Consider the following 25,137-nt stretch of genomic DNA (forward strand, 5'->3'; position numbering starts at 1 on the left):
GCGTTTCCGCAGAACAGAAAGGAAACCTCCGTCATGACAACGACGACGACACCCGAGACAACCCACGCCACCACACCGAGCGTGCCGCCGCGCATGACGAAACACGACCGGGTGGCACTCGATGCGATCCACATCGCTGCCGCGCTACCGGGCAGGTGGACCCTTGGCCGTGGCCGCAATCGCTACGAGGTCGCGGACCTGCTGTGCCTGGACACCGGGACCCGAATCGGTGTGCTCCCGTGGGAACGGCGCGCGTGGGGTTATGACCTGGTACCGGGGGAGGTCCCGCGATGGCTCCGGGACGTGTTCGTGTGGCCGCGCGAACACGACCCCGACGCTCATCCCGGGTTCGCCGTCGGTACCCCGGCTGCCGAGGTCGCCGCCTACATCCACGACACCCTCCTCCCGCGCTACCACCGGGCCCTCGCGCAAGCCGAAACCGCCAAACGGGAGCGCGACGCAACCCGCGCACGCGAGCGGGCCGCCCGCGACCAGATCGCCGAACAGCTGCAACGCGGGTTCCCGCCGGAGCCCGACCACGACCCGCGCTGGCCCGAACGCGTACAGATCTACTACCTCGGGTTCGACGACCTCATGCGCATTCAGCTGACCATGCCGGTCGACGACGCGATCGCCCGCGCACCCGCCCTCGCCCGCGCCCTCGACGTACCGGTCGACGACGACACGACAACACCGTCCCAGCCCGGCGACAACCCCGACGAGGAGCGCAACCGATGACAACCACTGACACTCTTGCCGGACGCTCCGCCGAGGCACTCGGCCGAGCCCGTCGCCAGGACCCCGGCTTCGACAGCCGCCCGTGCGATGTTCAGCGCGCCATCACCCGCCGACGCTTGGTCCGGGACGTGACCGACGTGTTCGCCGTCGCGTGCGAGGCGGTGACGGTCACCGATGACCCGGACCGGGAACACGGTGGCTGGCGCTGGTATCGCGTGACCATCGCCGACGATGGCACCGAGTACCGGTTCACCTCCTTCGCTGGCACGGTGGACGACCTGCGCGCCCTCGCGCCGTGCCCGGAGTGCGCCGGCGAGGTCGCCGCGGGCGAGGCCACCGACCTCGCCACCCTCGGCCGCTTCCTCGACGCACGGACCAACGGTCACCCGGTGCCCGCGCCGCTGGGATTCGGATCCGACGTCGGGCACCAGCCCGCCTGCCCGCTCCGCGAGGACTCCTGACTGCGTCCAGTTCGCACAACCCGCGAGGAAAGGAACGCCGACATGGCCACACGAACGGACTTCTACATCGGCTCGGGCCCGACGGCCCAGTGGGTCGGCAGCCTGCTCTTCGCCTGCCATCCCGACAACCTCCTTAAACACGAACACGGCCGCGCCGCCCTGACCGCAAGCCTGCCGTCCACCTACTGCGAGGCCGTGGACGAGCTTCTGCTGATGTGGCCCGTCGGCGGTTTCGGTGCCGCACACGCGCCGCGCCACGGGTGGCCGTGGGACTGGGAAACCAGCCATGTCAACGACTGGATCATCACCTACCTCTCCGGCCCGGACAGCGGCGTGCACATGACAGCGGGCGGCGGCGACCGCTGGCACCGTCTCGACCCCGCCGAGCCCCGCCCGCCGTTGCGGTGCGGACCGCCGGATTTCGCGACGTGGCTGCGCGACCCCAGTGCGGCGCCAGCGGTCCCGCTCCCGGTGTACCGCGCGCCCGGCGCGCCCTCCATCGACTACTCGCGCGTGCTGTGGCGGCAGCCATGACCCGACCGAACGATCAGGACAGGAAGAAGCGGCTCCTGTGGACCGTGCTGGCCGTGATGCTGCCGGGACCGTGGACACCGGTGATCGTGCTGGCCTACATCCTCGGCCGCGCCGCCGAGCGCGATCAGAGCACCACGCACGACGACGAAGTACCGCCATACCCGCCGCCTGATCCCTACGCCTGCGTCCCGGCACCACACGGCCGGAATCCCTACGCACCACCACGATAAGGAGGCAACGGACCATGTCGAGCTACACCGACTTCTACCTAGGACGTGGCGAGAACGCCGACTGGATCGGCTCCCTGCGCGGGGAGTGCTACCCCGACAACTTTCTCGCCGTCCCGCCCGCACGGCTGGCCTTGACCGCGACCACTGAGGACACCTTCCGTGCGGCGGTCGCCGATGTCCTCCTCGTGTGGGAGGACGAACGCCTCGGTCAGGGGTACCGGCCCGAACTCGGCTGGCCATGGCCGTGGTACAGCAGCCACAACAGCAGCTGGATCATCACCTTCGATCCCGAGGACGTGGCGGTGTTCGTCACCGTGGGCGGCGGGGTCCGCTGGCACCGGATCGACCCACACGACCCGGGCTTCCCCGAAGGCGACGACCCGCTCGGACCGCCCGACATCAACGCGTGGCTGCGCGATCCGGCCGCACCACCCTCGGTGCCGATGCCGCTCATGCGCGAGAAACCCGCCACCGTCGGCGGTGAGGCCCCATGAGCCGCTCGACGACGCACGATTTCTACCTCGGGCGCGGCCCGGACGCCGAGTGGCTCGGGTCGGTCCACCTCACCAGCAGCGCTCACGACGGCCTCGACGAGATCGAGCGGGCCCGGTCGCAGGGCGGGTTCCGGACCCTCGTCGACTTCTTCCTGCACGCCGCCGAGGTCGACGAAGCTGGGGAGGTCACCCACGCGGGACGCGAGTGGCCGTGGCCTTGGCCCACCAGCCACGGCACCGATTACGTCCACGCCTTCGACGAGGGCGTGGTGTGGACCGCGCTGCGCGGAAACCGCTGGTCGGTACGCGCGGGCGAATACGTCCCGCCCGGACCGGGCGACAATCCGCTGGTGTTCCCGCACGGGCGGGCGACCTGCGGTTACACCGGAATCTATGCCGCCGACACCACCGCCCGCCGCTACGGCCCGCTACTCGGCGCGACCCACCGCCACGACCTGCCCCAGCTCGGCCTGCGGATCCTGACCGACCTCACCGAGCCAGCCGGACCCGGTACCCCCAGCGACCTCGGCGAACTCCGGGCCCAGCTGCCACCACACCTGCGCTACGCGGTCACCGCCGACGAGGCGGCCGTCGAGCTGGAGTTCGAGGTGCTCGGCTATCGCGACGGCGACCCCGCCGCCGAGACGACCGCGCACGCCCTCTCGGCGCTGCCCGCCCTCTACGGATGGACCGACCCCAGTGGTGGGCCGCCCCGCTTCGGCGTGCGCGTGCTCATCGCCGACGACGAACGCCACACCACGCACCCGGTACTGGCCGACCCCCACACCCGCGCCGTGCTCACCACCTACTGACCCCCCAACTTTCCAACCCACCACGGGAAAGAAGAGGACACCATGTCGCCGAACACCGCACGCGCCGACCAGCCCGCCGCAGACGAAGCAGCGGCGGCGGAGCCGCGCAGCGCCGCCTCTCATTACGCCGCCGCCGAGGCCCTGTTCACCCGCGCCCGCGCGATCTACCCGACGCTGAGCAGCCGCGCCGTCGATCAGAACGAGTACCGACGCTGCCTCGACTGGGCGCGTATGCACCTGCGCCTCGCCGAGACCATCACCGCCGGAGCCGGACTAGTGCTCGCGCACCGCCAGCTGCTCGCAGGCGACGTGCGGCTGCACAACACCTACATCAGCTACGAAACCCACGAGTGGACCGAGCTGCTCAAAGACCGCCACGACACGACCGGGAGGCCAGCATGACCACACACCCCAACGACGCCGACGCCACGCCCTTGGAGGAGTCCTGCCCGGACTGCCACGTCAGCATCGGCCAGTACCACGTCGAGGGCTGCGACGTGGCCCGCTGCCTGGCCACCGGGCTGCAGCGCCTCGGCCACGCCGAGTCCTGCCGCTGCCCCCGGGACGCCTGGACCGGACAGTGGCCCGGAGAAGCCGAGTGCCTGGAACTCGGCTGGATGCTCGGCCCCGGCCTGCCCGACCTCAACCGCCTCATGACCACGGCCACTTGGGACCCCGCCGCGCACCGCTGGACCCTCCCAGACCAACAGAACACCACCGACCTGCCCACGACTGTCAAAGGAGAGCCGCGATGACCATGCCCAGCACCGCCCCGGACTCGTCCGCGGGCACCGACCTCGCCGCCGGCGAGTACTGGATCGAATTCGTCCCCGCCGCCCACGGCGAGCCGCACCAGCTCAGCTTTCCCGCCGTCGTCGAACCCGCCCGTCACCACGGGCTGTGGGTGCGGCCCCGGCTGCGCCGGGAGGTCGCCGAAGCGGTGTGCGACTGGCTCAACGTGGTCTACCCGGTCGACCCGGACTGGTACCCGCTGGCCCGCTTCGAAGGCGACCTGCTGGTGGTCTTCACCGGTCAGGCCGCGCACCAGCGCCACGAGATCGCCCTCGGCGAGGACGGCCGCTACCCGCTCGGGGAGCTGGGCCGCTGGTTCCTGTCCGGCCCGAGCCGCACCCGTGACCGCTTCTACCGGCAGCTCGACGTGCTGCGCGACGTCGAGCGGCACTACCCGCGTCCCGGCGAAACCGTCGTGACCTGTGATCCCGACAATCTGCCCGTGAGCGGGTTTCCCGCCCGAATCGAGAGCCGGGCCGCAGCGCCGTGGGTCCCGGTGCTGCGGCCCGAGGTCGCCGAGGCCGTGGCGGTGTGGTGCACGACGAACCATGACAAGGACCCCGACGAGTACCCGTTGGTGTACTTCGACGGCGACACCCTGGTCCACGTCCACCAGCATCTGCGCGCCCTCGACGGCTACCTGCCCTGGCGCATCGACCCCGATGCGGACGGGAACTACCGGATCGACGGCGACGAGTGGACCTTCCAGGCAGTCTCGGAGAAATCCGAGGGCGAGGTGTACCCGGTCGCGACAGCGCCGCAGCGCGGGCGGCGAGCCCAGTCGGGGCGTCCGGCGTGACCGCGCCCCGGCTGGTCGACGAGCGGGTCGCCACCAACGGCGAGCACCACCTGCTCGAACGCATCCACCACCACGGGCCCGACACGCTGCGGGTCCGGGTCGTCCGGGATCTGCACTCGGCGGCCCGCTCCCGCGCGGTCGCCGAACGTCTCGACCCCGGTCACGGCTGGGCTGTGCTGGCCGAGCTACCCGCCCGCAAGTGGTACGACGCCACCTCGGGCTGCACCCTGGCCACCACGGCGCGCGTCCTGGGCAGCGTCGCGGGCACCGTGCTGGACACCGGGCTACGCGATCATCCACCGGGCGTCGTGTTCGGCGAGCGCTACGACGACACCGCCGCGCTCGAGCTACCGCAGCTGGCGGTCTGGCTGACCGCCGAGGTCACCAGCCTCCTGCGGGCCCACCCGGACCCGGTGTGGCGAGCCGTGCGGTGCGCGACCATCGCCCGGCCCACGTCGCGGGAAATCCAGCTGAACCTCTACGGCCGCAGCGAGCCCGCCGAGCGCTGGGAACCCGACATCGACGACCAGCGGGTACTCGACGACATCGGGCGGCTGGCCGATGACCACAACTGGAACCGTGGCCACGAGCACCGCTTCATCCTGGTCATGCACGTCGTCACCGACCACTCCGCCCCGGCGCTGCTCGCCCGGGGCGCAGGGCCGGGCACGATCACGACCGAGTCCTGAGACCCTGGCTCACGTTCATCCCGCGCCGAGGAGGACCGTACCCATCATGCCGACCGCCGGATCACCCTCGCGCTCCGCGGCGCCCACCCTGTTCGACCTCGCGGCCTGCTCGCTCACCCACGCCGACGCATTCGCCTTGTCGCAGGACCAGCAGGCCGTCCTCGGACACGTCCACCGGCTCCTCACCGACAAAGTCGGCGGCCAGAAGGCCGCGGTGGTGGTCGCCGGCACCGCGGGCTCGGGCAAGAGCGCCCTCGCGCTGACCCTGCTCGGCGAGGCGGTGCGCGCCGGTTACCGGGCCCGGCACGCCACCGGCTCGCAGGCGTTCACCACCGCGCTGCGCAAGACCGCCGGACACGGCTCCCGCGCCCGCCAGCAGCTCTTCCAGTACTTCGGCACCGCCGCCGACATCGAGCGGGGCGAGCTGGACTTGCTGGTGTGCGACGACGCCCACCAGCTGCGCGCCACCTCGAACACCCGCTACACCCCTGCCTCCCGCCGTAGCGACCGCACCCAAACCGAGCAGCTGCTCGACGCCGCGCGCGTCGTGGTCTTCCTGCTCGACGAGGACCAGGCGGTCCGCCCCGGCCAGATCGGCACCCGCGCCTACATCGAGACGACCGCGCGCGCCTGCGGCGCCACCGTGCACACGGCCCAGCTGGCGAGTCAGCACCGCCACCGCAGTACGCGCTACGCCAGCTGGGTCCGTCGCCTGCTCGGCCTCGACGACGCGCCGCTCCCTCCCGCTTCGTGGAACGCGGACGAGGGACCAGGTGAACGGTTCGAGCTGCGGGTGGCCGACAGTCCCGACGAGCTGGAGCAGCTGCTGGACACGAAGACCGAGCGGGGGGCGAGCGCGCGGATGACGGCCGGGTTGTGCTGGCCGTGGAGCGAGGCGAGACCGGGAAGTCCGCTGGTCGACGACATCGTCATCGGCGACTGGAATCGACCCTGGAGTGTGAAAGGCAACCGCGCGGTCAACGGGCTGCCGCCCTCGCCGTTGTGGGCGCTCGAGCCCGCGGGCGCCGGCCAGGTCGGCTGCGTCTACAGCGCGCAAGGCTTCGAGTACGACTACGGCGGCGTCATCCTTGGCCCGGACCTGCTCTGGCGGGGTGACCGGTGGATCACCGACCCGGCCGCCACCCGCGACGACGCTCTCGACCGCGCACCAGCGGCCGACCTCGACCTGTGGGTGCGCCGCACCTACAGCGTGCTGCTCACCCGGGCACGGGCGGGCACCGTGCTCTATTCCACCGACGCAGAAACCCGCGCCCTGCTGCACGGCATCATCGACGCGTAGCCGAACGCCCCCGCCATCCGTCCCCGGCACAGGCTCACGGGGACTCGGCTCATCGATGCAGTGGGCCAGGAACGGAAACCGGAACGCCATCGTGCCCCGGGCCGTCAGTGACGGCCCGGGGCACGATGGCGTGTTGGGGAGGTGTGGGGTGGCCCCGCCCGTGCGGGGTGGTGCGGTGGATCATCGCCGCCAACGCCGCTCCACCGTTGGCGTGGGCGATCCACGCGCTACCAGGAGCGACCAAGCACGGGGTCGCGAAAATCCGCGCGCAGGACCGGGTACTCCCAGAATATGGGGCGGTGGGTCCCTGCGCGCGGATGAGCCAGGCAGGTGTCAGGCTTCCAGTGCGGGCTCGTCGGCGTCCTCGGCCGTCGCCGGGACGTCGGTCTTGTCCGGGTTGATTTGAAACCGCTTCGGCGCCTCGCAGGTTTTGATCGCGTACCCGTCGGCGACGAGCTTCTCCAGGGCGTTGTTGACCGCGCCGCCCGATCGGCTCAGGTCCTTGCCGATCTTGGCGGGCCCAAAGCTCTCGCCCGGGTGGTTGGTCAGGTACTCCTCGACCAGCGCCCGCAGCCCGCCCTTGGGCAGTCGGTCCTTGTCCGTGCTAGCGGAGACGGCGCCTGTTGACGGTTCTGCCGAGGGCGGCTCGCTCTCGGTCCCGCTGTCCACCGGACCCGCTGGTGCGGCGTCGGGCAGCGGGGTAGTGCCGTCGTTATCGGCGTCGCCATCCGAAGACGGAGCGGCCTTGTCGTCGCTGGTGTCCGTGGCGGGTGCGTCGGATTCGGAGTGGTCGTCGACTTCCGATCCGATGGTGGCCTCCTGCGCCGCTGTGATGTCCTCGGTGGTCGAGCCGTCGATGTCGGTGTCGGCCTCTTCCGTTGCCCCCGGGTCCTCGGTCGTGGCGTCGGCGATGTCGCTGGCGTGATCAGTCGGCTCGACGCTGGGCGTCCCGGTCACGTCCGGCTGCGCGTCCTCGGTGTCGGGTGCGGGGGCGTCCTGGTCCGGCGTGGCGAGGGCCCAGGTGTCGGGATTGCGCGGCCCGTCTCCTGCGGTCCGGATCGCGGTGCCCTCGCGGTCCCAGCGGGCCAGGATCTTCGCGGCGGTCGAGCGGCCGACTCCGGCGGCCATCGCCAGTTTGGCGGTGGTGGCGGAGGGATTGTCGGTCAGTGCCTTCCGCACCTTGTCCTCTGTAGTCGGTGCGTTCTGCTGGCCGGGAGCGTCGGCCACGGCGTGCAGATGGCGGTCGCCGTCGGTTGCGGCGGTGGTGGTGCGGGTGCTGCGGTTCTTGCGGGACATGACGAACTCCGTGTGTTGGTAGTACGGAAGGGGAAGGTCATGCCCCGGCCGGGGCGTTCGCCCGCCGGTGCGCATCCGGTTGTTCGGGCTACACGTCTATGGACGCTTCGTCATCGCCTCCATGTCAAGCGATTCGTCAAACAAGACATGTGTCTCGTGTGGACACACCCGCCACATCCGGGGTTGACGATGCGGCTAGTTCAGCGAAAACGTATATGTGGCTTGACATCCGGGCACACATGGAGCGTCCATGGACCCCGTCATAGTGCGAAGCCCCACACCTGTGTTTCGAGAAGGACGTGTCTCCCATGGACGACGACTTCGCTAGCCCCCGCGGCGCCGCCGACGAACTTCCCTCTCCTGCCACTGGCGAGATTCTGGTGGCGATGCCGTACAAACCCGCCTTCCCCGGCATCATTCCCGACGATGAAGCTCCGCCCGGAATCATCGAAATCCCCGACAAATTCCCCGACTTGCACGGGAAGAACTACGACGGCGACGTCGGCCTCCTCTGCCGCCGATCGGTGGCCCAGTGGATCGGCGTATACCTGGAATCGTTCTACGGCGACGCCCAGATCCGATTCGAGTGGCGCGCCGACGACACCTTGGAAATCTACGACGACCCCTGGGGACTGTCCCCGGAGGGCGAACCCCGCGTCATCCACCCCGACGCCGACGGACGCTACGAGATTCGCGACGTGTGGTACCCCATTGCCGGGTCGCTGGCCACTGAACTGGGTCAACGTCACGGTGCCGCTCTGGCCATCCTCGCGAGCGACCAGCCGCCCCGCCCGGCCCCAGAAATGCTGGCGTACCTCTCCGACCACCCCGGCGCGCCAAAAAGTATGCGCAGCAGCATCGAACGCGCCCTCAGCGTCCTCCGCACACCTCGGTAACACCCGAATCCTGCTAAACCTCGCCGCGCACAGCGCGTCACCGCGTTAATCACTGGCCACTTCTGGCATTTCCCTATTTTCGAAGGTGTCTTGTCATGCCCATTTCAGTGACCGCACGAGACGTACCCGAGATCCGCGCCCGCATGACGGCGTGGACACGAGATCCCGGACCCGATGGGGCGGCGAACTGGTTGCAGTTCTTCCTCGGCCCGCAACCGGACCACGCCACCGAATCGCGGGTGTTCGACCGCGCCGACGACGTGGCCGCCACCATCGCGGGCACGCTGGCCGCGCAGCTCCCGGTCGCCGAACTGTTCTACGTCTCCAGCGACATGACCGAACTCGCCCGCCACGCCGCCACCACCTTGACCGACTACCGGTTGCACCCCGAGGACCTGCCCGCCCCGGTCGGCATGATGGTCTACGCCGAGCCGCCTGTGGCCAACCCGGTCGATCACCACGACGGCGTGAGCATCGTGTCCTGGGGGCCGGGACGCGGCGGCCTGTGGGTCCACCGCTGGCAACGCCCCTCCAGCGACGTCGCCCGCCTCGGGCGGGTCCTGGCGGCGCTGCCCCGTGACGAGGCGATCCGGCGTGGCGAACGTGCCGCGACGCGACCGGAGCCGCATCCTGACGCCCCGCCGACGACCGAGGAGGGGTTCGACTTTCTCGCCTCCGGGCTGTTGCCCAACCTGCGCCGCGCCCCGGCTCCGCCGTCGTTCACCCCGCCGCACGGTTACGACTGGTCCGGGCTCACCCCGATGGAATACACCGACATGGAGGGCTGGCCCGGTGATATCACGACCGGTCTCGACGGCGACGACCTGCGCATGGCCGAGGCGAGCTTGAACCTGGAACGCACCATCCTGGCCACGTGGCTGTTGATGGGGCAGACCATCGTCCGGTCCGAAGACCTCACCGCGCCGCGCGCGGCCCGTCGGCGCATGTCCCGCGAGGCCCCGGATGTCGACCCGGGTGTGCGCTACATCGATCTGCGTCGCGCCCGCACGGAACCGTCGGACCGCAGCGACACCACGACATCGACGCGCGAGTACCGGCATCGCTGGGTCGTTCGAGGCCATTGGCGCAATCAGTGGTACGCCAGCCGGAACGACCACCGTCCTATTTGGATCGAGCCGCACCTCGCGGGACCGGAGGACGCGCCACTGCTCGGTGGTGACCGGGTGAACGTGCTGCGCCGATAACGACCGACAAGATAAGGAAACAAGCTCGACATGACACGAGAGTCGTTTATTGCCTTGACCGTTTCGCTGCCGGGCGGTGTTGTTGCGCACGGTGTCTTCGGCACCCGCGCGGATGCGCGATTGTGCGCGGATTGGTGCGGTATCACCGATCCGGATGTCGAAGCGACCCGCGCCGTGGCCCTGTTTTCTCCCGATTCGGAACCGGTGCTGACACACGACACGACCCGTGGCGAGGTGTTCGTGCTGCCCGACGAGGTCATGTCGGTCCTGGAGAACCACACGGCGGAGGCCACCGTGCGCGACGAGTGCGTCATCGCGTTGGTCGTGGTGCCGACCGAGCCGCGCGCCGCTTTCGCCGTGGGACCGTTCGACCGCGACCAGGCGCGCCGCTGGCTGACCGATGCGTCGACGCCACGCAAGGGCCGTCCGGCCGAGTGCCGCCTGCTGCCGGTGCGTGCCAGCGCCCTCGGCACCGTCGCCGCGACCGCCGCCACCACCGATAGACCGGTTCCGGCCGTGGTCCTGCTGGACACCTCGAACGGCCCGGTCTGTTACGGGCCCTTCGACAGCACGCTGGACGCCGCCTTGTTCTGGCACGACATTACCCGGACCCTGCAACTGACCAATGTGCACGGCACCTCCGTGTGCGAGCTCCTCACACCCGGCCCGGGCTCGGCCTCAACGGCCCCATCCGGGACAACTCCGGACGATGACCGAGTGCGAGGCTGGGTGGTGCGCCTCGCCCCCAGCGGGCGCGACCGGGACGCCGACCCACGTCTCGTCGGCCTGTTCACCGACGAACCCAGCGCACGCGAATGGCAACCGGATTCCACGGAGTCAACGTCAGCCACTGCAATCCTCCCGGTCTATCGACCGTGATCCACCCGCACAACGCAGGGCGTGTCCACCCGCATGTTCGTTGTTGTCTCGCGTAATGTGACATGAATCCTCGATCGATCAGGGCGAAGGCCGAGTAGCGCCCGCGTAATCGTCTCCGGGATAGCGGTAATTGTCGATTTGCACGGGTTGGCCAAAGGTCGGGGCGTTCAGCATTTTTCCGTTGCCGATATAGAGACCCACGTGCCGGATCTTCGAGGCTGGACCGTAGTAGACGAGATCCCCCGGCAGGAGCGGCTGCCCCTCGGGTACACGTTTCCCGGCGCGGAATTGGGCGTCCGCTGTGCGGGGCAGTGAAATCCCTGCCGCCTCGTAGGCGGCCTTGGTCAATCCCGAGCAGTCGAATCCGCTGTCGCCATTCTGCGGGCCATTACCGCCCCACACGTAGGGCAGCCCTCTCTGCCCGCACGCATAATTGATCGCGGTCATCGCGGCGGGCGTGGCGGCCTGGATGTTGTTGCAGTCCCCGGTTCCGGCCATCGCGGGCGCCGGTTGGCAACGTACCCCGGACACGGCGGCAACGATCGCGCGCGCCTTGTCCTCGTGCTGGGCGTAGGCGTTCGGAAATCCTGAACCCTGGACCGTTTGCGCGGCGTCGTTGACACTCATCGTCTGCCAGTTCGGCGTGGCCATGAGATGTTCGAAGAACTTCGTTGCCGCGTAAGTCGGGGTGGTGACCTGTTGCGGGGTGCCCCAGCCCATCGAGGGCCGCTGCTGGAACAGCCCGAGCGAGTCACGGTCGCCGTAGTGCAAGTTGCGCAGCTGGGACTCCTGCATCGCGGCGGCGATCGCGACCACCCAGCCCGGCTCGGGCACGCCCATCTGCTTGCCGACCGCGACGATCGTGGCCGCGTTGCCCATCTGCTCGGCGGTCAGGCCGGGCACCGTGCCGGTCGGCGTCCCATCGGGCGTGCAGATCAACGAGCCCGCCGCAGTACTGCTGCTGCCGAACAGCGAGCTGACGATGCCGGCGACCCCGGCGCCGATGAGCAGCGGAATGGCGAGGACCACGGCGGCGACACCGACTGCGAGTTTGCTTTCCATGGTTGGATCGCTCCTTTGCGTTGATGGCGCCGGAGCCGGACGGGGGCGGGAAACCCGGACCGCGGCGGAGAAAGAGGGCCGGGCGTCAGTGCTCGCCGCGAGCGACGCGGTTCGGCGTGGCCGGCGGCGGGATCGGACTTGGCGGGGGCAGCCGGTACGGCGAGGCCGCTACGGCGTCGCCGGTCTGGCCCTCGCTGTCCTCGGCGGAGGTGGCGGGGTCGGCCGGCGGTGCCAGGCCGGGCCAGGCGTCGGCGAGGTCGGCGAGGCTGTACCGCGGTCGGCCGCGGTCGGCGCGTGCCGAGGTCAGCGGCAGCCATATCGCCTCGCCCGGGCTCGGGTGCGGCGCGGCGGGGTCGAGCAGGTCGGCCGCCGCGGTGGCCACCGGCACCGCGCGAGGGTCGTCGAGGTCGGCGTGCACCCGGGCCAGCGCGGTGCGGGCCCCGGCTTCGCGGCGGGTGGTGGGCAGCCACACCAGCACCGGCGTGGCGATCCCGGTGGACTCGGCCAGGCGCGCGTAGCCGGCCAGCTTGCGCCCGACCTTGGTCAAGGACTCGGTACCGGTGTCGAACTCGAGGAACCACTCCACCTCTCGCGCGGTGGCACCGGTGCCCGTGCGCCAGCGGCCGTAGCCATCGGGGATGACCAAGTCGCCGAAATGCCGGGCGCAGCGGGATTCCGACCACCACGCCACCACCGCCTCGGCGTGGCGGGTGTAGCGGGCGCGGGCAATGAGCGAGGTGAAGAAGTCGTTCACGCCGACGGTGTGCGCGAGGCGCTGGTTGTGGGCGATGGCCATGGCGCGGTCGTGCCGGTAGCCGAGTTCTTTGACTTCCAGGCCGTGCTCGGCGGCGAGCACGGCGGCCCCGGCGGGGCCGAGGACGTAGTGCATCGGGGCGGAGCCGAGTTGCTGGAACGGCTGGAAGCGGCTGATCGCGCGCCAGAGGTAGAGATCGCGGAGACGCTGGCGTGCCGAACGGCCGGAGGGGAACGCCGCGTCCTGGATCTGGGCGGTGGTGAGGACGCGGTGCTCGTGGAGCAGGGCCAGCAGCCACTTGTCGCGGGTGGTGAGGCGGGAGGCGAGCATGGCCTGGTGTTCAACCGAGCTGGCGGCGCGGGCGGTGTGGCGGCCGGGCAGATGGCCGCGCAGGTTGTGCTGGCGGGTGGTCGTGGTGATCACGTGCGCTCCTCGGTCGAGTTTGTCAACAGGGGTGTGGACAAGTGCTGTGGACAGGCCGGACTCAGCCCCGGTCGGGACCGGTGGCGGTGGCTGTTTCCTTGTGGTGCGGCGGAATGCCCGCGTCGCGTGGGGTTAGGGGCGGGTGCGGCGTGGGTCGGTTTTGGGCGGTCGGGTCGGCGGAACCCGCCGACCGGTCGATGCGGGTCGTGCTGTGGCGGTGGCTGGGGTGCCGGAGCGAGTTGTCGTGCCGCCGCCGCCGGTCGCGGCGCTGTGCGCGCGGCGCCGGGCCCGAAGCACAGAGCGGATTTCCCGCGCCCGCCCGGGGATCGGATCGGGCAGCGGGGTGGTGGTCATGGTGAAGGGCTCGGTTTCCTCGCCGCGCACGACCAGCCGGGTCGCGGTGTGGTAGACGCCGAGGTGGGACAGGTCGTGATCAGACAGCCGCGGTGCGGTGTGGCGGGCGAGTTCGCGGGCGTCCTCGGGGCTGGCGGAGAAGAAGATCTTGCTCCGGGCGTTGGTGGAGATGCCTTCCTTCAGCTCGCGCGACAGCTGCCCGAGGTGCTGGTGCGCCAGCGTCATCGACACGCGGAACCCGCGGGCCTCGGCGAGCATGTCCTCCATCGCGTAGGGCAAATTGAGGAAGTTGTGGCACTCGTCGATGATCATCGAGGCGTCGGGCCGCAAGCGTTGCGGAACACGAGCACGGGCGGTGGTGGCCTGCCAGGTTCTGGCCACGACCAGCGACCCGACCAGCCGCGTGGTCTCCTCACCCAAGGACCCTTTGGGGATGCGGACCAGGCAGATCCCGCCTTCGTCGAGTACCTGTGACATGTCTACGGTGGATCGGCCTCCGGCGATCGCCTCTTTGACGAAGGGCCGAAGTAAGAAGGCGCGCAGCTTGTTCATCAGCGGTGAGATGACCTGGGAGCGGCTGGAGTCGGTGAGCTCGTCGTACCACTCCCAGAACCCGGTCAGCACCGGGTCGCTCAACCCGGCGGTGATGCGGGATCGGAACGCCTCGCTGGACAGCAGCTTCGGCAAATCGGCCAGCGTGGGCACGCCTTCCTGCGCCCGGAGAGTGAGGCAGGCGGCGCGCATGAGGTCGTCGGTACGCGGCCCCCAGAACGCCGAATACACCCGCCGGAACACCGAGACGAGGTTGTCCACTTCGCGGTCGGTTTCCCCGCCCTCCAGGGGATTGAGGATGGGTGGGCGGTGCAAGGAGTCGGCGTCGAAGAGCACCACCCGATCCGCCGCGCTGCGGGGGAGCCGGTTGAGGACGTCGGTGACCAGATCGCCTTTCGGGTCGATCAGGACCACACCGCGATGGTGCTCGGCGTCGTCGAGGATCATGTTGCCCAGCAAGGTCGACTTGCCGGAGCCGGTGGCGCCGAGCACGTGCAGGTGATGGCGCGCGTCGGCGACCCGCAGGCCGACGGGTCGGGCGTGCCCGGTATCGGACTGCCCCAGCGGTTTGACCTCTGGCCCCGGCGTGGCGACCCCGGGCGGCGGGGCGACCGCTTTGGCGCCCGCGCGTTCGACGCCGGGGATCTCGGCGTCGGTGGGCAGATGCGCGATCGCCGCCAGCTCCGGCACCGACAGCAGATCACCGCGGTCGAGGTGTCGCTCGGCGAGCGCGCGGGCGGGCTGGCGCAGGCGGGTGCGGGTGTAGTGGTTGTGCTCGGTGTAGGCGGCGAACGCGGCGGCCAGCGCATGCGCCCGCCCGCGCGCGGTGTCGCGGGCCTGGCGCACCAGCTCGTCGTCGGCCTCAGCAGGGAGATCGCTCGCGACCGTGTAGCGCACGACGGTCTCGTATTGGCTACCGCGCTGTTTGCTCACGATCGCCTTGTTCTGCGCGGAATATTCCAGTGACAGCTGGGGGTCCTGGCTGATCCGCCGCGAGTCCGACGTCCTCCCCGAGCGGGTGGCGTTCGTGCCCGGTGTGATCGCGTCGAGAATCCGGCCACCGAGGCGACCCGAGGAACCCTGGTGTACCCGGCGGGCGGCGCGGCGGGCTTTCGCGACGCGGCGACCGGTGACGGGGCGGGCGAGGATCTGCACGCAGGCGCGCTCGTCACGGCCGAGACCGACCGGCGCGCCGAGCAGCCCGCGGATCGGATCGGCATCAAAGGCCGTGCGGATGGGCAGGGCTTCGGAGCGGGCGAGGCGCAGTTGCCCGCCGACGGTGATCCGCCGCCGCCCGGTCTCCAGCGCGGGGAAGGGAGAGACGGCGGGGCTGGTGCGGGTGTGGGACCCGGGCCAGGCGGCCTCGATAGCTCGTTCCACCAGCGACGGTGGGATGACGCCGGGGACCCAGAACTGCACGGTGACGCCGTGCTCGCCGAACACGTACTCCATCGCCAGATGCGGCTGGCCCGCCCACAGCCGCAGCCACGCGGGGCGTAGGAGTCCGACGAGGTTGGACCAGACCGCGGCTCCGCCGGCGGGATCGACGGTGGGCGGGGCGAGCACGGTGATCCGGCGAGCATCGACCTGCAACGCGGCGTGGCGACGAGTGCGCCACCAGCGGCGCGCCACGATCGAACCCGCCACCATCACGGCCAAGGCCGGGACGACGACCGGTCCCCACACCAGCGCCCAGTCGCCCACGGCGGTGAGCAGAGCGGCGGTGGTGCCGCCGGGGTCGCGCAGGTAGTCACCCACCCAGTTCTGCATCACCGGCGACGCTGCGGCGCGCGAAGCCATAACGAAACTCCCTTCCGGGAAACGTGTTGCGAGGCAAGAAAAGTCGAGAACGGAGCCGGGGCCGGTCACGCGGAATCGAGGTCGACCTGCCCCGCGTCGCCGAACCCGTCACCGTCGAAGTCCGCGTCGGCGCCCAGGGCGGCGGTGTCGGCGGGCCCGAGGTCGACGTAGGCGTCGGCGAGGCCGCTGTCGGTGGCGTCGGGGTCCGCGTCGGCGAACCGGGCGAGTTCGGCGGGGTCGGTGGTGACCAGGAAGTTCTCCGTGGGCGAGGCCAGCGACTGAAACGCCACCCGCTGCGTTCCCGAGGACAGCAGGCCCTGACCGCGGTCGGCCGACAAGAGGAACTGCCTCTCGCCGACGGAGAGGTCGAAAGTCTCGGCGATCTCGTCGATGGCCTGCGGCGCCTGGCGCAACAACACCTGGGTGGCCGCGTTGGACACGATGGCTTTGCCGAGGTCGCTGCTGAGCACGTCGGCGGTGTCCTGGGTCGCGACTGTGAGGCCACACCAGTGTTTGCGGGCGGCTTTGGCCATGCGGAAGAGGAACTTCGCGCCTTCGGGTTGCTGCATGAGCAGCCACGCCTCGTCGACCACCACCAGCCGGGGCCGCCGGTAGGCCGGGTTCGACACGCGACGCCAGACCGCGTCGAGCACTAGCAAGGTGCCGATCGCACGCAACTCGTCGGGCAGGTCCCGCAGGGAGAACACCACGAGATGCCCGTCCGGCGTCGCGCTGGTGGGCCCATCGAAGAGATCGGCGAACGACCCGTCAACGAACGGATGCAATCGCGCCGCAAGATCGGCGGCTACCGCGTCACCACCGTCACCGGAAGCAGCGAGGGTGTCCCGCAGATCCCGCAGCAACGGCGCCGGGCGCGTCCAGGTCCGGGAGTCGTCGGTGATCCCGGCACGGTGATAGGTGGCGGTGATCGCGGTGTCGAGCACCGCACGCTCGGCGGCGGTCACCTCCACGCCGAACAACACCGACAGCACGGTGTGCAGGAACAAGCTGCGCCGCTTGAGCGCGTCCTGTGGTGCGGTGCGGCGTCCGCGTGCGTCGGTGTGCACGGGCAGGTCGAACGGGTTGAGCCGGACCCCGTTCGCGCCGAGGTGCACGTAGGTGCCGCCGACCTGGGACGCCAGGCGGGCGTACTCGTCCTCGGGATCGACCACGAACGCCTGCACCCCGTCGCCGGCCCAGCCGCTCTCGTCGTCGCCGAGGGAACGGTACAGGCTGCGCAGGGTCTCCAACTTGACGAAGTACGACTTGCCCGAGCCACTACGGCCGAGGACAACGGAGTTGTAGTTGTCGCAGGCGAACCGATCCCAGTGCACGAGCCCGGACGAGCCGACGTTGTAGCCGTAGAGGACCCCGGACGGGGCCGAGGTGGTCGGGTCGGTCGGCGGCAGATCCGGCGAGGTGAACGGATACGCCGCGCTGACCGCCGCGGTGTCGAAGGTCCTCTTCAACCCCAGCGGGTCCAGCCCGAGCGGCAGGGTGGTCACCCATCCCTGCAACGCCCGATACGTCGCGGGTTTGGCATCGAGCAGCAGCGACGCGCACAACGACCGCAATGCCGAGACTTCCTCGGCGAGGGACTTCTCGTCGGGGGCGTGCACGGTCAGGTACAGCCCGAATTTGAAGAGTTTCCCGTCGCCGCGGGCGATGCGCCGCGAGAGGTCGGCGGCGTCGTCAGCGGCGGCGTCGAGGTCTGGGTCGTCGAGCCGGTCATGCCGCGCGTTGTGGCGGCGGGACGATTCGAGTTTGGCGCGTTGCTTGCGCAGTCCGCTGGCGGCGGTGGCGGGATCGACCGGCTGGACATGGACCGAGACGTCCAAGCGCGCGGGGTAGGTCAGCAGCGGGGCGAGCCAGCCGGGGTAGACCTCCTGCGGGTACCCCGTGACTCCGAAGCTCGCGACGAACTCGTTGCCGACCTCCAGGTGCCGGGCCGACACCGACAACGCGTCCGGGGTGAACGCCCCCGCCGACCCGGACCGGGCCGCTGTGGCGTGGTTCCTGGTGCGTGCCATCAGGGTCTACCTGCTTTCGATCTCGTCGTCGTAGTCCCAGTCCTCGTCCTCGGCCAGCCACGGCCCCACCGCCGGCGAGAGGCCGGAGCGTGACGGCCCGGGACGTGTGGGCTCGGGTTCAGCAGCTGCCGAGCGGGAGGCGCGCGCCGCCGGAGTGCGGCGCGCGGATTGCGGTGCGGCGGCGGGCGTGCGCGCCGGGCGGACCGGACGCGATGCGGTCGCGAAGTCGGGTTCGTCGGCGCCGTAGAGGTCGGTGAAGGTGGTGGTGGCGGTGACGACCTCGTCGGCCCCGGCCAGATCGGCGGACGGCGGCAGGAACGTGTCGGGGTTGCACGCCGCCGCCAGCACGCCGGTCGCGGCGGCGGCATCGAGCGGGGTGGCCACGATCCCGGCGGGCGTCAGCAGTTCGATGGCCTCACCGAGGCGGCGCACCAGCCGCTGCTCGGCCGCCTGCCGCACCCCGTCGTCCACCGTCTTCTCGCCGTCGCGGCGGCGGCGCCACGGCAGCACGCTTGACGCTGCGGCGGGGGCCGGGCCGGTGCGCAACGGTTCGCGCAACACGAGCAGCACCTGGCGGCGCAGCAGATCCGCGTGCGCAGTGAGCTCGGCGAGATAGTCCGCGTGGTCTCGCGCCGCGGCCTCCAGCGCCGGGTGGGGGAGCCCGCCGGCACGGGCCCGCAGTTCGGCGATCTGCGGTGCGAGGTCGAGGCGTTCGGCGCGCACGAGGATCTGCACCGGCGCGGTCAAGCTGTGCAGGTAGCGCGCGAAGGACGCGACGAGTGCTTCCTGTTCCCCGGGCGTGCGCAGGGAGAAGTTCACCGTCGAGCAGACGGCGATGACCGCGAGCCCGTCGGTGCCGAGGTCGACGACCCCGGCCTGCGCGCCGGTGTCAGCCACACCGCTGGCGGGCAGTTCCAGGGGGGCCGGGGACACCGGCTCGGCTCCAGCTGCTGGTTGCCGTCCCCGGCGACCTCGCGTGCGGGTGTCGGGTTGCTGGGCGGTCAGCCAGGCAGGGGCCGCGCGCACGCCTTCGGGCGCGGCGACCCGGTGTCGCGGGGCCAGGTGCTGGCGCACGGCGGCGAGGGCGAGCTTGTCCAGCGGGAGCCCGTCACGCTGCCCGAGGGCCAGCACAGTGACCGTGATCCCGACCGGCACAGCGACAATCAGGAACACCGGCAGCGGCACCACGGTGCGGGTGAGCGAGTACAGGCCGTAGAGCAGGAGCCCGGCGACGCCGAGGATCGCGAGCTGCCGGGCCGTCAGCGGCCCCAGCACGCGGTCCGGGCGGTCGACGTCGGCGGGTACACGCACGGGAGAAGTCATGGCGATGCGACCTCATTTCTTCTTCGGGCCCCGGCGACCGGGCAGGTCCAAGGGCAGGGGCAGTTGCGTTCCGGCTCGCCGCTTCGGCGACGGCGCCGAGGCGCGCACGCCGCTGGCCGGTGGCGGCGGCTGGGGTTTGGGCTGGCGTCGGACGCCGAGCGGCAGCGGGTACTGGCCCGAGGCGAGTGGCCGGTTGCCGGTGTAGGCGTCCCGGGTCGGGCGGCGCGGGGCGCGGGCCGTGCGGTTGATCTGGCCGGACGGGGTGATCAGCCCGGGGCCGGTCTGCCGTGGTGGGCTGGCCGGTGCGGGGTTGGCGAGGTCGTCGGCCAGCGTCCGCCGAGGCGTGCGCGGTGGCGTGGGACGCAGATGGAGGGGCAGCATCCCGGCGCCTGGTGCGACCAGCGCGCGGGGCAGGTGCGCGGGCGGACGGGCGTTGCGGTTGATACGCCCATCCGAGGTGAGCAGGCCGGGCTGCGGGACCGGCGGCGGCATCCCGGTACGTCGCTCGGCGAGGTCGTCGGCCAGTGACCGGCGCCCGACCCGATCCGGCTCGCGCCGCGTGGTGATCGGCAACCCGAGCTGATCGCGCGGCAGCGCGCCGGGCAGATCGTCCGGCGGCAGCGCTCGCGGGTTCGCCGACACGGTCTGCTCGTCCCCGGACCCGCTGGTGGTGAACAGCGACATCTGCCCGGGCCCAGGCCGGCGATCCGTGCTAGCTCCGGTACCCGGCAGCTCGCCGAGCCGCGGTGACCGGCGCGGCGCGGGCCGGGTCCGGCGTACCCGCAACGGCAGCATGAACTGGCCCGAGCGCGTGGACGGCGGATCCGCCGGAGCACCACCGCCGCCACCCCGCACACGGGGGCCTCCGCCCCCCTTGCCGCCTTTCCCGCCGAACAGGGAACTGGCGCCGCCGAGCAGGCCCATGGTCTTGTAGGCGATCGCGCCGCGCACCAGCGAGCCGAGCATCGAGCGGCGTCCGCTGCTCATCGGGCGCAGGCACCAGAACGGGATCTTGATCAGGACCCACATCAGGGCGAGGCACAGCAGCAGGTTGATCAGCCCGTTGAGGTTCGGGCCGAACACGGTGAACCCGCCGGGGGCGAAGAAGATCCGCAGCGCCGCGACCATGGCCAGTGACTGGCCGATCTGGATGGCCAGCACCCCGCCGAAGGCTTTCCACCACGCCTGGGCGATGCCCTCGGTGTGGGGCAGGGCATGCCACATCAGCGCGATCGGGGCGGCGGCAATCAACAGGATCGTCACCATCACTCGCACGATGAAGGTGACCAGCAGGATGATGATCATCACCGCGAGGGCGAAACCGATGAAGATCAGCCACAGCCCGCCACCGTTGAGGGCACCCAGGACCATGTCGGTCAGCGCCTTGCCCGCGGCTTCCGGGCTGACCCCGGAGCTCATCACTGCTTGGGCGAGCGCGTTGGCGATCTGGATCGCCTTCGTCGCGAGGAACAGCGACAGCGTTCCGGCGAGAAACCCGATGACGACTCGCGGCCCGATCTCCTTGATGGTGTACCGGGTCTGCAGGGTCTCGTAGCCCATGAGGATCATCCCGGCGACCAGGACGATGATCACGTAGACCGCGAGCAGGATGTGCCACGACTCGGTCCACAGCTGCCCGACACTCGGCAGCGCGCTTGGCTCCGGCGTGGTGAGCAACGTTTTGCCCAGCAACTCCAGCAGCGGGTTCAGCGCGTCGGTGACCACGCCGCGGAAGAAGCTGTCGATGCCTTCGGTGACGCAGGCGATCGGGTCGGTGATGCCGCACTCGTCGGCCTTGTCCCCGTTCCCCGCGCCGGGCGCCGGGGTCTGGCCCGGCGTGTTCGGGTCGATCGGGGTCGGCTGCGGAATGCAGTTCGGCCCTTCACACGTCGGGGGGGCCGAGGTGGTCGGCGGCGGGGTGCCGCCGAGCCCTCCGCACTCGGGCATCAAGGCACCCGGGAAGCACGACACCGGCGGCTGCGATGGCGGCGGAACCAGCGGAGTGCTCGGCAGCCCCGAGGGCTTCGGCGCCTGGGTGCCGGTGGGGAACATGCACGAGGGATCGGCCGAGCCCGGACCGCAGCTCGGCTGCGGAACCGGGGGCAGGGGCAGTACCGGCGGTTGCGCGGGCGCCAGCGGTGCTGCCGCTGCCACGGGCGTGGGTGCGGACCCGGGTGCAGCCGATGCGGTCAGCGCGATTCCGGCGAGGGCCGCCAGCAGCGGCACCAGCACCACGAGAACGCGGGCCCACCGGCGCTGGGGCATCCACCGTGCCCAACCGCCGTATCGACGACGACGCCTCGCGGGGCCCGTCGGTGGACCGACCATGAGCCGCTCGTTGCGGCCAGTCCCGGTGCTCGCGCTCGCATTGTCACAGCCCGAATCGGTGGCCCGGGCAGGACGCACGATCGGCGTCGTCGTGTGGCGCCGGGCTGGGCGGGCGGAGGGGGTGTGGCGCTGTGCGGTCATGGCTCACACCCCGCCCACGATGCCCTTGAGGATTTCGACTACGAGCGGGGCGAGCGCGGCGAGACCGAAGCCGATGCATCCGGCTTTGAAGGCGCCTTTGGCCTTCTCGATTTCGCCGGGGTCACCGGAGGCCAGCAGGTAGCGCAGCCCGGCGATGCTGAACAGCACGATGGCGATCCCGGCGAGGATCCCCATGATCCAGTTGCGGATGTTGTTGAGGACCTGGTCGACGGTCTGGGCGAGCGCGACGACCTGGACGGTTTCCGCTCGCGCGGCCGAGGACGTCAGCAACACCCCGGCAGCGACCAGCCACCCGATGAGCAGGACGACCCGGCGGCGGTGCGCACCTCGCCGTGGCCGCGCTGGCGCGGGCACGGGGGTCGTGTCGGCCGAGCCCGCGCAGCGGCTCACGCCGTGGTGTGCGGCTGTGGTCGCGGACCGGGGACGCGTCGGACGCGGGCTCGGCGCGGGAGCCGGGGGTCCGGGACGGCGCGACGCGGCGCGGCGCTGGGATGTCGGCTGTGGACGGTGACGATGGCGAAGTGGTGTCAGTCGCATGAGCGGGCCTCCTGAGTGAGCGCCGAGCGGCGGGCGGGGCCGGGCGAAGGGCGGCGGCGCGGGCGTGCGGGCAGTCGGGTCCCGCGTGCGCTAACTCCGGATTTCGGGCCGTTTGGAGACACCGGGCGCACGAATTTCTTCGCCAGTTCCGGACTCACCCGCGTCACGCTGCGTAGCCGCAGCCGGTGGGTTCGGGAGAGCCGCACGGCCGGGTGCCGAGCCCCGCTGGTGTGCCCGCGACCGCCGGTGCCGGAGGCCGGTGCGGAGGCGTCGTCGGCGGAGTCGTCGACTGGTTCGGTGAGGTAGCGAGCCAGGCGCTGCTCGGCGCGATGGCGGACTTTCTGCGTCGTCTTGTACGGCTCGCCGCGGGCGTGCGCGGCCTCGGTCAGCGACAGTTCCCCGAAGCGGGTGGCCGAGATCAGCGCGGCTTCATCGGTGGTGATGACACCCGCGCGGACGGCGGTCACGAGCACGAGGTCGGGGTGTCCGCCAGGCCGGTGTGGTGGCGTGGAGCGGAAGCCGATGTCCTCGATCGGCGGCGCGGCGTCGAGGGCTTCGCGCAGCGCGGTGTAGCCGGCGCGGTAGGCCGCCCACCGCAGCCGCACGAGGATCGCGGGGCGGTCCAGATCGACCTCGGCGAGCCCGTCGAGGAACCCGGTCAGGACGGCGGCGTGGATGTCGTGCTTGTCGCCGCGGAACCGGTTGGTCAGCTGCGCGGCGACCGGCAGCAGCACCGGCATCGCCAAGCCGACGCACGCCATCGTCCAGGTGCCGCCCTGCGCGCGTGCCCGGGTGATCAGATAGGTCCACGCCGCGTCGCGGGTGGCCTGGGTGCAGCCCTCGGTCAGCAGCAGTGCCCCGAGCTCGTCCAACGGCACCGGGCGGGAGGGAAGCCCGAGGATCGAGGCGCCGTCCACGCACACGGGATGCGGGCCGGTCACCAGCCATCCGAAGGTCGCGATGGCGGCGTCGAATACCCCGTCGTCCCGTGCGTATTCATCGTTGCGACGGAGGGAGAAAACACCCGACTCGGGATCGGTTTCCGGTAGCGACAAATCCATGGCGGCAACTCCTGATAAGAGCGGAATCAGTGCGGCCACCAGAGAGCCAGTCGAGGCGCCTCAAAACCGCCTCAAAAGCGCCTCCAAACCGCTTCAAAACCGCTTCAAAACCGCCTCAAAAGCGCCTCAAAGGGCGCCTCAAGCGCAGCGGCGGGCACGTCGCGCGCGGTGGGCCACCATGCCCCCGTGGGCATGTTCGTAGCGCTTGAGGCGCCCCCTATCGACGCTCTGAGCTGCTACGACACGCGCCAGGCGCGGCGTCACCGAACGTGGCGCCTCAAGGACCTTCCGTTATCGCCGGGGCGCGGGGGCGCACGCGCCACGTCGCCGCGAGAAATTTCCCGCCATCCCGACTGAAGCTCCGCCAAAAGCGAGTGCGGGCATTGCCGAGGTAGCGGATGTGTGTTTAGGGGTTCGCCATCCTGAATCTCGGAAGTTTTTGAAATTTTTCCGCGAGCGGGTGTCTCCAAACGGCCTTTTTTCCGGAGTTAGCCGGTGACCGCATCCACCGCCGGGCACACCGGCGGCACTCGCTTTCCTGGAGGCTTCTCATGACCCAGCGCGCGCAGTCCCCGGACGGCCGCCCCGGTCGCCGGACAGACTCGACCCGCCCGCCGCGCACCCGGCGCGGCGGCGACCGCGCTCCCTACCCCGGAGCCCGCACTCGCACCACCACCGCAGGCGCCCGTGGCACCCGTGCGACCTCGCGTCCCGAGGGAGCACCGGCCCCGTCGCGCCGGCATCCGAAGCCCTCGTCGACGGCGCCGACTCCGGCGACGGTGTGGACGTGCGGGCCCGAGCCGATCGACGCCCACGCGGCGTGGCCGGTACCGATCGTGGAGTTCACCATCGCGGCGTTCACCGACCCGGGCGCGCACGTCGCTCTGGTCGACCTGCACGTCGCGCCGTCTGCGGTCACGCCCCCGGGCGTCGAGGGCGCCACGGCGGCCGGTGACGCGTCGGTGGTGGCGGCGCGGGAGGCGGTGCGAGCACTCGATCGCACCGTCGACACGTACACCGCCGACACCCGTGCCGATGGCTCCGTCACGTCGTCACGCCCCTTCTGGGCCGACCTCGTCACCGACTCTGCCGACCCGTCCGCGGCGCTGGCCGGAACAGCGCCGCTCCCGGCGCGCACCGGTGGCCTCGACAGCGCGGGCGCGCTCGAATCGGAGCGCGGCGCGCAGGCGGATCTGGTGCTCGTGTCCCTGCCCGCCCGTGCCGCCGAGATGGTGTCGCTGGACCGGCTCGCTCTGCTTGCGGCGAACCGCCTGCGCCAGGGCGGCATCTTTGCGGTGTACACGCACAGTGACTGGACGCGGGGTCGGCTGATCGACCCGACCGGTGCGATCGTGGCCGCCGCGCAGCACGCCGATCTGCTCTACCTGCAGCACATCGTCGCCCTGCACACCCCCGTCGAGAAGGGGCGTCTGCGTGCCGCGCCGAGCGCGGCGGTGGCCGCCGAATACGACCGCACCCGGCACCGTGCGACGGTGCGCGGACTGCCCGCCCCGCATCTGCGCGCGCATGGCGATGTCCTCGCGTTCGCGCAACCGGCGAGCCCCGTGAGTTCATGCGAAGTGAGGGGTTTTCAGGACGAACCCACGGGTGGGTTGACCGGATCTT

At 70.9% G+C, this 25,137-nt stretch carries 24 protein-coding genes; 15 read left to right on the forward strand and 9 right to left on the reverse strand.

From position 1 onward, the window contains the following. Positions 1-33 precede the first annotated feature (33 nt). From FCN18_RS34510 to FCN18_RS34560, 11 genes are read left to right on the forward strand one after another with little or no spacing between them, the layout of a single operon-like run. Complete coding sequence (locus tag FCN18_RS34510; RefSeq protein ID WP_137097149.1) at positions 34-738, forward strand: hypothetical protein; 705 nt, start codon at positions 34-36, stop codon at positions 736-738. Then, complete coding sequence (locus tag FCN18_RS34515; protein WP_137097150.1) at positions 735-1,199, forward strand: hypothetical protein; 465 nt, start codon at positions 735-737, stop codon at positions 1,197-1,199. The genes FCN18_RS34510 and FCN18_RS34515 overlap by 4 nt, the downstream gene beginning before the upstream one ends. Positions 1,200-1,241: 42 nt before the next feature. Then, entirely contained in the window at positions 1,242-1,733 is a 492-nt protein-coding gene (locus FCN18_RS34520; RefSeq protein WP_137097151.1) for a hypothetical protein, read from the forward strand. Further along, positions 1,730-1,963, forward strand: a complete 234-nt coding sequence (locus FCN18_RS34525; RefSeq protein ID WP_137097152.1) for a hypothetical protein — start codon at positions 1,730-1,732, stop codon at positions 1,961-1,963. Before FCN18_RS34520 ends, FCN18_RS34525 begins: the two co-directional genes overlap by 4 nt. Positions 1,964-1,977: 14 nt before the next feature. Continuing rightward, positions 1,978-2,457 carry a hypothetical protein gene (locus tag FCN18_RS34530; protein WP_137097153.1) on the forward strand — a complete coding sequence of 160 codons (480 nt, stop codon included), beginning with the start codon at positions 1,978-1,980 and terminating at the stop codon, positions 2,455-2,457. Then, on the forward strand, positions 2,454-3,269 hold the full coding sequence (locus FCN18_RS34535) for a hypothetical protein (protein WP_137097154.1): 816 nt from the start codon (positions 2,454-2,456) through the stop codon (positions 3,267-3,269). The genes FCN18_RS34530 and FCN18_RS34535 overlap by 4 nt, the downstream gene beginning before the upstream one ends. Positions 3,270-3,311: 42 nt before the next feature. After that, entirely contained in the window at positions 3,312-3,671 is a 360-nt protein-coding gene (locus tag FCN18_RS34540; protein ID WP_137097155.1) for a hypothetical protein, read from the forward strand. Beyond that, positions 3,668-4,024, forward strand: coding sequence for a hypothetical protein (locus FCN18_RS34545; protein WP_137097156.1), 357 nt, complete (start codon positions 3,668-3,670; stop codon positions 4,022-4,024). The genes FCN18_RS34540 and FCN18_RS34545 overlap by 4 nt, the downstream gene beginning before the upstream one ends. Further along, positions 4,021-4,860 (forward strand): hypothetical protein, encoded by an 840-nt coding sequence (locus FCN18_RS34550; protein WP_137097157.1) that lies wholly within the window; start codon positions 4,021-4,023, stop codon positions 4,858-4,860. Before FCN18_RS34545 ends, FCN18_RS34550 begins: the two co-directional genes overlap by 4 nt. Beyond that, a complete protein-coding gene (locus FCN18_RS34555) occupies positions 4,857-5,549 on the forward strand; it encodes a hypothetical protein (RefSeq protein ID WP_137097158.1) in 693 nt (230 codons plus the stop codon). The genes FCN18_RS34550 and FCN18_RS34555 overlap by 4 nt, the downstream gene beginning before the upstream one ends. A 46-nt stretch (positions 5,550-5,595) precedes the next feature. Then, complete coding sequence (locus FCN18_RS34560) at positions 5,596-6,849, forward strand: DNA/RNA helicase domain-containing protein (protein ID WP_137097159.1); 1,254 nt, start codon at positions 5,596-5,598, stop codon at positions 6,847-6,849. A 333-nt stretch (positions 6,850-7,182) separates the two neighbouring features. On the opposite strand, the gene FCN18_RS34565 is transcribed toward FCN18_RS34560, so the two are convergent. Beyond that, positions 7,183-8,145 (reverse strand): prolipoprotein diacylglyceryl transferase, encoded by a 963-nt coding sequence (locus tag FCN18_RS34565; protein ID WP_137097160.1) that lies wholly within the window; start codon positions 8,143-8,145, stop codon positions 7,183-7,185. 308 nt (positions 8,146-8,453) lie between these two features. Between FCN18_RS34565 and FCN18_RS34570 the strand changes: the two genes are divergently transcribed. The 3 genes from FCN18_RS34570 to FCN18_RS34580 all read left to right on the forward strand — a co-directional run bounded on the left by FCN18_RS34570 (position 8,454) and on the right by FCN18_RS34580 (position 11,125). After that, positions 8,454-9,041, forward strand: a complete 588-nt coding sequence (locus tag FCN18_RS34570; protein WP_137097161.1) for a hypothetical protein — start codon at positions 8,454-8,456, stop codon at positions 9,039-9,041. 95 nt (positions 9,042-9,136) lie between these two features. Continuing rightward, on the forward strand, positions 9,137-10,246 hold the full coding sequence (locus FCN18_RS34575; protein WP_228714269.1) for a hypothetical protein: 1,110 nt from the start codon (positions 9,137-9,139) through the stop codon (positions 10,244-10,246). A 30-nt stretch (positions 10,247-10,276) separates the two neighbouring features. Next, entirely contained in the window at positions 10,277-11,125 is an 849-nt protein-coding gene (locus FCN18_RS34580) for a hypothetical protein (protein WP_137097162.1), read from the forward strand. A 78-nt stretch (positions 11,126-11,203) separates the two neighbouring features. Here the strand turns inward: FCN18_RS34580 and FCN18_RS34585 are convergent, their stop codons facing one another. From FCN18_RS34585 to FCN18_RS34620, 8 genes are all read right to left on the reverse strand, one after another. Then, positions 11,204-12,187 carry a C40 family peptidase gene (locus FCN18_RS34585; RefSeq protein ID WP_137097163.1) on the reverse strand — a complete coding sequence of 328 codons (984 nt, stop codon included), beginning with the start codon at positions 12,185-12,187 and terminating at the stop codon, positions 11,204-11,206. An 85-nt stretch (positions 12,188-12,272) separates the two neighbouring features. After that, positions 12,273-13,364: a replication-relaxation family protein gene (locus FCN18_RS34590; RefSeq protein WP_137097164.1), complete on the reverse strand. Its 1,092-nt coding sequence runs from the start codon at positions 13,362-13,364 to the stop codon at positions 12,273-12,275. 132 nt (positions 13,365-13,496) lie between these two features. Beyond that, positions 13,497-16,070, reverse strand: coding sequence for a type IV secretory system conjugative DNA transfer family protein (locus FCN18_RS34595; RefSeq protein WP_137097165.1), 2,574 nt, complete (start codon positions 16,068-16,070; stop codon positions 13,497-13,499). 65 nt (positions 16,071-16,135) lie between these two features. Beyond that, positions 16,136-18,100, reverse strand: a complete 1,965-nt coding sequence (locus FCN18_RS34600; protein WP_137097166.1) for a VirB4 family type IV secretion system protein — start codon at positions 18,098-18,100, stop codon at positions 16,136-16,138. 6 nt (positions 18,101-18,106) lie between these two features. Beyond that, a complete protein-coding gene (locus tag FCN18_RS34605) occupies positions 18,107-19,423 on the reverse strand; it encodes a PrgI family protein (protein WP_137097167.1) in 1,317 nt (438 codons plus the stop codon). A 12-nt stretch (positions 19,424-19,435) separates the two neighbouring features. After that, positions 19,436-21,688 carry a hypothetical protein gene (locus tag FCN18_RS34610; RefSeq protein WP_228714270.1) on the reverse strand — a complete coding sequence of 751 codons (2,253 nt, stop codon included), beginning with the start codon at positions 21,686-21,688 and terminating at the stop codon, positions 19,436-19,438. A 207-nt stretch (positions 21,689-21,895) separates the two neighbouring features. After that, the gene (locus FCN18_RS34615; RefSeq protein ID WP_137097168.1) at positions 21,896-22,267 is read right to left on the reverse strand and encodes a pilin; all 372 of its coding nucleotides are present in this window, start codon (positions 22,265-22,267) and stop codon (positions 21,896-21,898) included. Between the two features lie 173 nt (positions 22,268-22,440). After that, positions 22,441-23,511, reverse strand: a complete 1,071-nt coding sequence (locus tag FCN18_RS34620; RefSeq protein ID WP_137097169.1) for a sigma-70 family RNA polymerase sigma factor — start codon at positions 23,509-23,511, stop codon at positions 22,441-22,443. Between the two features lie 551 nt (positions 23,512-24,062). On the opposite strand from FCN18_RS34620, the gene FCN18_RS34625 reads away from it, so the two are divergent. Next, on the forward strand, positions 24,063-25,137 hold a 1,075-nt coding region (locus FCN18_RS34625; protein WP_228714271.1), incomplete at its 3' end, for a hypothetical protein.

It is taken from the genome of Prauserella endophytica (assembly GCF_005146945.1).
GTDB lineage: Bacteria > Actinomycetota > Actinomycetes > Mycobacteriales > Pseudonocardiaceae > Prauserella_A > Prauserella_A endophytica.